7 protein-coding genes are annotated in these 7,799 nt (G+C 48.7%); 2 read left to right on the forward strand and 5 right to left on the reverse strand.

Features of this window, described 5'->3' with window-relative positions:
• Positions 1–145 precede the first annotated feature (145 nt).
• The 5 genes from NH461_RS25755 to NH461_RS25775 all read right to left on the reverse strand — a co-directional run bounded on the left by NH461_RS25755 (position 146) and on the right by NH461_RS25775 (position 5,268).
• Positions 146–2,338 (reverse strand): zinc-dependent metalloprotease, encoded by a 2,193-nt coding sequence (locus tag NH461_RS25755; protein WP_261604701.1) that lies wholly within the window; start codon positions 2,336–2,338, stop codon positions 146–148.
• 241 nt (positions 2,339–2,579) lie between these two features.
• Positions 2,580–3,101, reverse strand: coding sequence for a GspH/FimT family pseudopilin (locus tag NH461_RS25760; protein ID WP_261604702.1), 522 nt, complete (start codon positions 3,099–3,101; stop codon positions 2,580–2,582).
• A 94-nt stretch (positions 3,102–3,195) separates the two neighbouring features.
• A complete protein-coding gene (locus NH461_RS25765; RefSeq protein WP_261604703.1) occupies positions 3,196–3,714 on the reverse strand; it encodes a metal-dependent hydrolase in 519 nt (172 codons plus the stop codon).
• Entirely contained in the window at positions 3,711–4,397 is a 687-nt protein-coding gene (locus tag NH461_RS25770; protein ID WP_261604724.1) for a hypothetical protein, read from the reverse strand. Before NH461_RS25770 ends, NH461_RS25765 begins: the two co-directional genes overlap by 4 nt.
• Before the next feature lie 148 nt (positions 4,398–4,545).
• Positions 4,546–5,268 carry a hypothetical protein gene (locus NH461_RS25775; RefSeq protein ID WP_261604704.1) on the reverse strand — a complete coding sequence of 241 codons (723 nt, stop codon included), beginning with the start codon at positions 5,266–5,268 and terminating at the stop codon, positions 4,546–4,548.
• Between the two features lie 1,199 nt (positions 5,269–6,467).
• On the opposite strand from NH461_RS25775, the gene NH461_RS25780 reads away from it, so the two are divergent.
• Positions 6,468–7,109, forward strand: a complete 642-nt coding sequence (locus NH461_RS25780) for an AAA family ATPase (RefSeq protein ID WP_261604705.1) — start codon at positions 6,468–6,470, stop codon at positions 7,107–7,109.
• Positions 7,102–7,392, forward strand: a complete 291-nt coding sequence (locus NH461_RS25785; RefSeq protein ID WP_261604706.1) for a hypothetical protein — start codon at positions 7,102–7,104, stop codon at positions 7,390–7,392. Before NH461_RS25780 ends, NH461_RS25785 begins: the two co-directional genes overlap by 8 nt.
• The last annotated feature ends 407 nt before the right edge of the window (positions 7,393–7,799 follow it).

Below are 7,799 nucleotides of genomic sequence, written 5' to 3' on the forward strand. Positions count from 1 at the left end.
TTTTGTGCCGCAATCAGGTGGTCGCAGTGGGGTATGCTTAAAAGTAAATCCTTTCAAATATATGATGCATTTCGGTTGATAGTGATATCTCACCTTTAAATATATATGTAATACATTTAAAGGTGAGTGCTTTGAATTTCGATAGTCATTTTTGATTGTTTTTAACCACTAAAGTAAAAGTGACTCCTCCTAGTTCGAATTGATTATCAGATGTGGATACTTGCTTTGCATCTATATCAAAAAACTGATTTTCAATAATGTCATTTGACACCTTGCTTGCAGTAGATTTGTCAACTGATATATCCAGTTTTATTTCTGTCGTTTGATTACTATTTAACATGAAAGGTCCAATCAAAATGTCATCTGACATCTTTTTGATAGGTACTCTATATTTACCATTACCAAGTGATATCAGGTTTTTTAAATTTGGAGATTTAGGTAATATATTCGGGTCGACATTTAAAGTGATTCCTATTATGTTACTCCAGTTTATATTATTAACGCCTCTAGGGTTTAAGTTTAAAGTGAGGTTTGTTTTATTAAATTCTTTGTGTCCTTTCATTAAAAATTTACCAGTATTTATATCTAAAGATGAATTTATATCGATAATATTCACATTGCGCCATATAAGATCATTGTCATTTTGTACCGCTGAACTAAGGTGGTTAAAACTCAATAAGCTTCCATCATCATTCCAGCGTGCTAACAAACAATAATGCCCAGCCCCTGGCAGGTTGTTCCATGATGTTCGTATGACAGAAACGCCCGGGTTAATTGTTTCATTATGACTAGCTATTAGTGTCCAATCTGAGGGGTTATTAAGGTTGGTGCTAGCATTGGCGTAATACAGCTCTAATTTTCCTGTTTGGTTAGCCGCGGAATCATTATGAACTTTTACATACAGGTGGTTTTCATGACCTAACTTAGGATCTTGGTGATCATGTTCATGCTCTCTCAAGGTATCTTCTGCATGTCGAATCCAAATGTATGGAGACTTCCACATTGCTTTCCCGCTAGTAGCTGGATCAGGCTCAAGACCGGTATCTTCCCAGCTATCTTTCATCCATATACCTATTGATCGGCTCTGGCAACGATAATTGGCTATATATTCATCATTTCGATTGAAAACCAAAATGTTATATTCAGGGTTCTCGGTGGTTACAGGTCTCCCTGTTGGATCGCCGTCATATAAAACATTTGGATTCGAGAAATAGCTTACTCGGGTACAATTTGGGCACGGATAACTCATTATCGTGCTCCAAGGGCTTTCAGATCCACTTGGGTTTGGTTGGATATGCCCGAAATTATAATTAAATGGGCTTTTGGAGGGGTCGGTATTACCCCGGTCGTGAAGAGCGCCAAAATTGTGCCCAACTTCATGTGCAAGTGATAGATAAGTATCAGCACACGTACGCTTGATAACAGTAAATGCCTCGGAGTCAGAACCTGGTTTATCGGCCTCAAAAACTGTATTTCCTCTGCCACATGATTGATTAGATGTTTCTTCAACTATTAGGGAAACTAAATCGGCTTTTACATCATCTCTAATTCCGTAGATGTAATCGAGGACTCCATCAGAAGGGTTCTGCAAGCTTTTTAATAATTTCACTTTATCCACACCTAAGTTCGGTTCATTATAATCAACAAGTCCAGAATATACTTCATTAATTCTAAACTCTGCTTGACTGATACTTAAAGCATTGTTTGCTAAAGCGATTGCGTTAGTTATTCGATTTTTAATCTGAGTGTCACCGCCACTTGCGTCACGTGCTTTAGGTGTGTAAATAACCATGATATCGATGTTTGTATGTTCATCATCACAGCTTACTATCATATTTATGTTTTTAACTTGGTTAATAACATAGTTAATAACTTGATGGTCATCATCCTTAAAATAATCTGGATCATATGACTCCATTACTCCATTAACTCCATCATTTGAACGAATAGTGTAGATACGGCCAGGCGTAGCTAACCGGATCTGGTAACTAGAGTCTATACGCAGAATAAAAATTTCATGACTGTTGCGTATTTCCCCAGACCATGCCATCTGTTGTGATGATAACCTGAGGTCTTTACTATCTTTTGGATTAATTGTTGCTTCGATTGTTTTTTGAGGTAATGGTAAGTTAACTCTTATTGGTTTATGAGGGTTAAGTAAATGCAATTTTAGCTTCAAATTGTATTTTTCTATTGAATCGGTAGTGGTTTTTATAGTTTCATTTATCTCCCAAAGGCTATTTTCATTTCCGATTGACTCGTGCGGGTATATTAATATTGATATAGTTACTGTTAATATTAATAATAGTGATTGTATTTTCTTGTTTGTGGATTTCATATCGTGTCATGATTTTTAGTTTGTTTTGTTTGGAAGTTTAGTCAGCGTTAATTTTAATTACAAATGAAATCTATATTCCTGTTCTAAAATCTTAATAATGTTACATGTTAATAAATCTATAAATGATTTTTGATTCACCTGTTTTTTTTGTTGTGTTATTTGTCACCAGACGTATACCAATGAATATTAATAAGACGCTAATTTTTTTGAATATTTTTAACGAACAAGCATTAATTCCAGACTACTCCCCGCACACACGCCCTTTACCGTTGAACATAACCTTGGCCGTCATCGGTTTTGCCGGCGTCAGGTGAAAATTCAGCAGTTTGATACTGACGTCCCCCGGGTAAAAATCCGGGAAGCCCTGCATCGGGGTGAATCTGATACTTGAGCGTGTCGGGTGGCGACTGATGGTGAGCCCGCGATAGCGGCTGCCCTGTAGTATGCTCAGGGTCTCGTTTCTGCCATCGCAGTCGTTCTCGGTTGCACTGGTGCTGACAACCAGGCACCAGTTGTCAGTTTGGGTCGGAGTGGATGTCAGGTTGATCGTATGGACGTAAACATCCGTGTTCAGACGGACAGCGCTGTGGCGTGCGTTCATGAGCTCCCCTCTGAATTCGATCGCCAGGTGTTCCATAGCGGCCTGGTCCTGTAGCGGCATAAACGTCAGCACTGCGAATGCTGCCAGGAGTAGCACAATTCCTAAGGTCACGATCATTTCCAGTAGGGTGAATCCGTGTTCCTTCGATTCTGTTATGCTCATCCCTGTTATTTCCCTTAATTTTCATAGTTTTAATTATTACGTAAGTTACTCGTTTTGCGTAACTTGCGTAACTTGTGTAAGTTACATATCTTACTTAAATCAACCGGAACCGGTTCGCCTTCCACTCCGCGCCGTCAATCAGTCCTTCCTGGTAGAGCCCGCCCCAGTCGTAGAAGAACGGCGCAAACCCGCTGCCGCCGGTGAGGTGACTCAGGCCAATACAGGCAATCACCACCAGGGCGGCAATGGCGTACTCGATGGGATCGCCGGTGCGAAAGCGGCCGCCGAACAGATGAAATCGCCGGTCGCTGTAGGGAGAGAAGGGCACGCCGCTCACCGTCATCGCATCGGTGAGGATATGGCTCACCCCGCCCCAGGCGAATGCGCTCAGCAGGCCGTGGTAATCCCAGACAAAGGTGAAGGCCAGCGCGGCGATCAGCCAGTGGGTAAAAATGTGGGTCGGCCCGCGGTGCTTGAGGTGGCGTCCGCCGGCTTTGGCCAGGTACTCCATCCAGTCCGGGGCGGTCGCGCCGGCCACGCAGGCGGCAACATGAGGCGGGGAGATCACCGCGCAGGCCGCGCAGGCGATCAGGGTATGGTTGAACCACTTCACGGCCGGGCCTCTGTTGGTTGAGGAGGTGAGGGGGGCGGCAGGTAGGCCAGGCGCTGCAGGTACCGGTTAACTTGGTCGATGCGCTGGTTGTCGCACATCGAGCTCAGCGCCAGGCGCTGCTCGACGATTTGCGCCTCGAACTTGAGGATATCGCGCTGGGCGGCGGCGACTTTCTCCAGGTACCCGACCTGCTCGGTGATGTTGGCAATCCCCTGTTTGACCCGGGCCTGGGACCGCGCTTCCAGTGCCAGGTACAGTCCGATCTCCCGGTAAGCATGGTTGCGGTTCGCCAGGGCTTCGGCAAAACGGGCGACGCTCTGGGCTACGCTGACCCGGCGCTTGTGCTCCCATTCCCGCTCCCGCGATTGTTCGGTGCTGGAATAAAGCGGCATCTCGCCGACCAGGCCGATGTAGTGATCGGTGATCTCCGGCCAGTCGCTGCGGTCGTACTGGTCAACGTTGGAACGGACTCCGGCGACGATTTTTAGGTCGATGTTGAATTTGCTCTTCTCCGGATAGCAGCGGTTGATGACGGTGAAAATGGCGTCGGGGTCGATTACCGGGGCGCTCTTGAGCGCCGGGATCGGGGTTTGGAAGCTGGGCGGGGTGCCCTTGAGGGTCGGCAGCTCGAACGGGCGGATATCCGGCGGGGTTTCGGTGGGCTGCTGCCAGGGCAGGCTGATCCCCCATCCTTTTGGATGCTGCGTTTGTGCCTGTGCGGCGTCTGCCTGGCTGTCCGGGCTCTGAGGTTCGGCGGCCGGGACTGAAAGCGGCAGCAGGGCGGCCAGCACGGCGAGTATTCGGATGCTCCGACGGGTTTGTGAACGGTGGTTATTCGGCACGGGTCGAGCGCCTCCCGGTGCCGAGCATCTGCAGGCCGCCGATCACGGCGCCGGCTTCCCAGGCGCCGGAGACGATGCACATCGCGACCAAGAACCAGATCAGCGCCCGGGTGGTGTCGTAGCTGACATCGCTCTCGAGGTTGGTGCGCTGCGGATCGCGCCGCTCGATGATCGGCCGGATGGACGGCGGCAGCCGGCCTTCCTCGCTGGCGGCAACCAGCCACAGTTTGGCCGAGAGCATGCACTTGCGGGCGATCTGGGCCTTGCGGCCGGTGAGCTTGTGGGCATCGTCGATGAACAGCAGCGCCTGGGTGTCGAGCAGGTAGTCGGCCAGCAGATCGGCTTTCTGCTGCAGATTGAGCCGGGCCCAGGGCGTCCGGGTTTCGGCTTCTTCGGTGAAGGTCGCGTACCAGGCTTCGATGCCCTTGATTTCGACCCAGCTCGAGAGCGGCATCAGCCCCTCGAGCAGCACCGGCTGGGGTTGCCGCCCCCAGATCTCGTGGCGGTTGTCGCGAAGCCGGCTGAGCCAGCGGCTTTTGCCGGAGTCATGCGCGCCGGTGATCAGCTGGCAGCGGGTCCGGCGCAGGCTGGTTTCCTTGCGGCTGTGGCTGGGCGCATACCGGCGCGGCGCATCCACGATCAGCGGAGTGACGTAACGGCTGCCGTCCCGGCGGGTGCGGTTGTGATCGGTCCTGAGTTTGAGAAATCGCATCGCTTATTCCTGCGGGGTATTGCCAGCAGAATTAGCAAAATTTCACCCAGGGATCATATCGGGGGTTGCAGCTTTCGGGTGACTTCAAGTGACGCTGTAATTATGTTGTCGGTCGCCGGGAGGTGTACGAACAACCGCTGTTATTTCCGTACAGCGCGAAAAAATTTTGCGCAGCACATAGGGGTAAATGTTTTGCTTTGAGGGAATAGGGCATCGCTCAGGGGGATGTGTTCGAAAATACCGTCCGTTTTTCTCGAACAGGTATCTATGACGGGGGCTGGGTGATGCCAGACAATTGCGTTAGCATCAACCCCCTTCCCATCAAGGATCCTTGTGTGGCTTTTCAGCAACGTGCTTTATCAGGTGCGGTTGTTCTGCGACAGATTAGTTTGGGCTGGGCATAGTCGCACGGTCCGCCAACACCGCTGCAGGTCGAGGCGTTACTCTCTCCCGTTTCCCGACTGGTTTGCGCTCGTGTTTTACGCAAGTTATTTAACTTACGTAAGTTACTCCTGAGTCATACCTCACAGCCGGGCTGTTGTGGTTATCACCCGTCAGCCTGTACCTGCTTATCGGCTCCCGTGACTGCGCCACACAGGAGCACGCGTCCCCGTCAAGACGGACACCTTGCTGTCACCTGCTTGTTGGTTTCTCCGAACCCGGAGGCCGCCCACTTGTTTAAAGTCGCTGGCGTTGGTCTGCCCGCAACGACCAGGAAAAACAGGTTTCCTGAAATTCTGAGAGTCAGTTCAAAGCGGACGAGTTGATGCGACCGCAGCAAAGCGGCACAATGAAGAGGTCTGATTTCTTATCTCTTGATCACGGCTCGCTGCGCCAACAGCTCACCGTGTCTGCTCGTCCCTGAGTGCGTTTAATCGTAAGGCTTTCCTCTGGTCGGTTTCCGATACCTCAACCATACCAAGCTTGGAATTGTGACAGTTTTTTGAATATCGACGACACGGGTGATCTCGGGTGGGGATGAAATGGCGAATTTGTTATTTGCAGGATGAGTCGATCAATAAGATCTTTCTGACGCACTATAACTTTATGTTTTTGATCTAATATTAATACTCAATATCCGCACACATCAACTTCTGTGCTCTGTCTCTGAAAAGCGCTTCCCCAGGTAAACCGTTGGTTTACTTAACTTACGTAAGTTATTACACTTCGGTAAGTTATTTATATTTGGGGACTAGGCTATGGGACAAATCATTCTTCTCGGCAGCCAGAAAGGCGGCTGCGGTAAATCGACACTGGCTGTTAACATTGCCGGCTGGTTGGTACACCAGGGCAAAGATGTCATGTTGGTTGACGCCGACCCGCAAGGCTCATCGGCACGTTGGGCGCAGGATCGCCAGGAGCAGGAAATGCTGAAGCATATTCCGCACGTCCAGGCATCGGGCAATATCAACCAGACCTTGAAAGATCTGGCCGCGCGCTACGACTATGTTGTTGCCGACACCGCCGGTCGCGACAGCCGGGAGCTCCGGACCGGTATGGTGATCGCTGACGTGCTGCTTTCTCCTTCCCGTCCGTCCCAGTATGATCTGGATACCCTGCCGCACCTGACCGAAGTCTTTCTGCAAGCCCAGGATCTCAACCCGAACTTGAAAGGTTACCTGGTCCTCAATATGTGTCCGACCAACCCGGTGATCAAAGAAGCGGATGAGGCAAAGTCCTACCTGGCAGAATTTCCGGAGTTCGGCGTTGCTACTTCGCTAATCTATGACCGTAAAGCATTCCGGGATTGTATCTCAGAAGGCAAAACCATCTTTGAGTGGAAAGATGCCAAAGCCAAAGCTGAAATCAGTGCACTGATGGAGGAGGTGTTCCGTGGTTAAACCTCGCACTCGTCAACCATCCCAGGAGCAGATTGATCAGTTCGCTCGGGGGGCGGAAGTAACAACGCAGAAATCAGAACAACCGAAAGCCAGCGAAAAGACTTACAAACGGGTGACGTTCTCATTGACTGAGCATGATGATCAGCTGGTTGATGAGCTGTCGTTGAAGGTTCGCTCGTTTCGTTGTAATCGCTCGCAGGCTGTGAAGGCGGCATTGGCCTTTCTGGCGGCTCAGGACGATGACACGATCATCAAAGAGCTGGAAAAACAAAAAGGAATTTGATGGCCTTGAACCTGTGGGTTGCTGTGTTAACTCGAAGAGTTATCCACAATCCACAGGTATATATAACAATATATATTTTTCTATAAAGTATATAGAGTATATAAGATCTATAGGGTCTGAAAAACGTTTTAATATCAATGCCATACAAGCCTAAAGGTCACAAAAAATTAGTCACAGGTCACAAAAAATTAGTCAGTGGTCACATTTTTTTAGTCTGAGGTCACATATTTTTAGTCTAAATGATCTTTTTTTTAGTCTGAAGGTCACAAATTTTTAGTCAGACGGTCCCCTTTGCTCACATGGTCACACTTTTTTAGTCATTTCAGCGTTTTTGCCCTGCTATGGTCACAGGTTTTTAGTATTATGGCGGCTGTGACTAAAAATTTGTGACCATAGGCACGGTGAAA

Origin of the sequence: Photobacterium sp. TY1-4, from assembly GCF_025398175.1 — a bacterium.
GTDB lineage: Bacteria > Pseudomonadota > Gammaproteobacteria > Enterobacterales > Vibrionaceae > Photobacterium.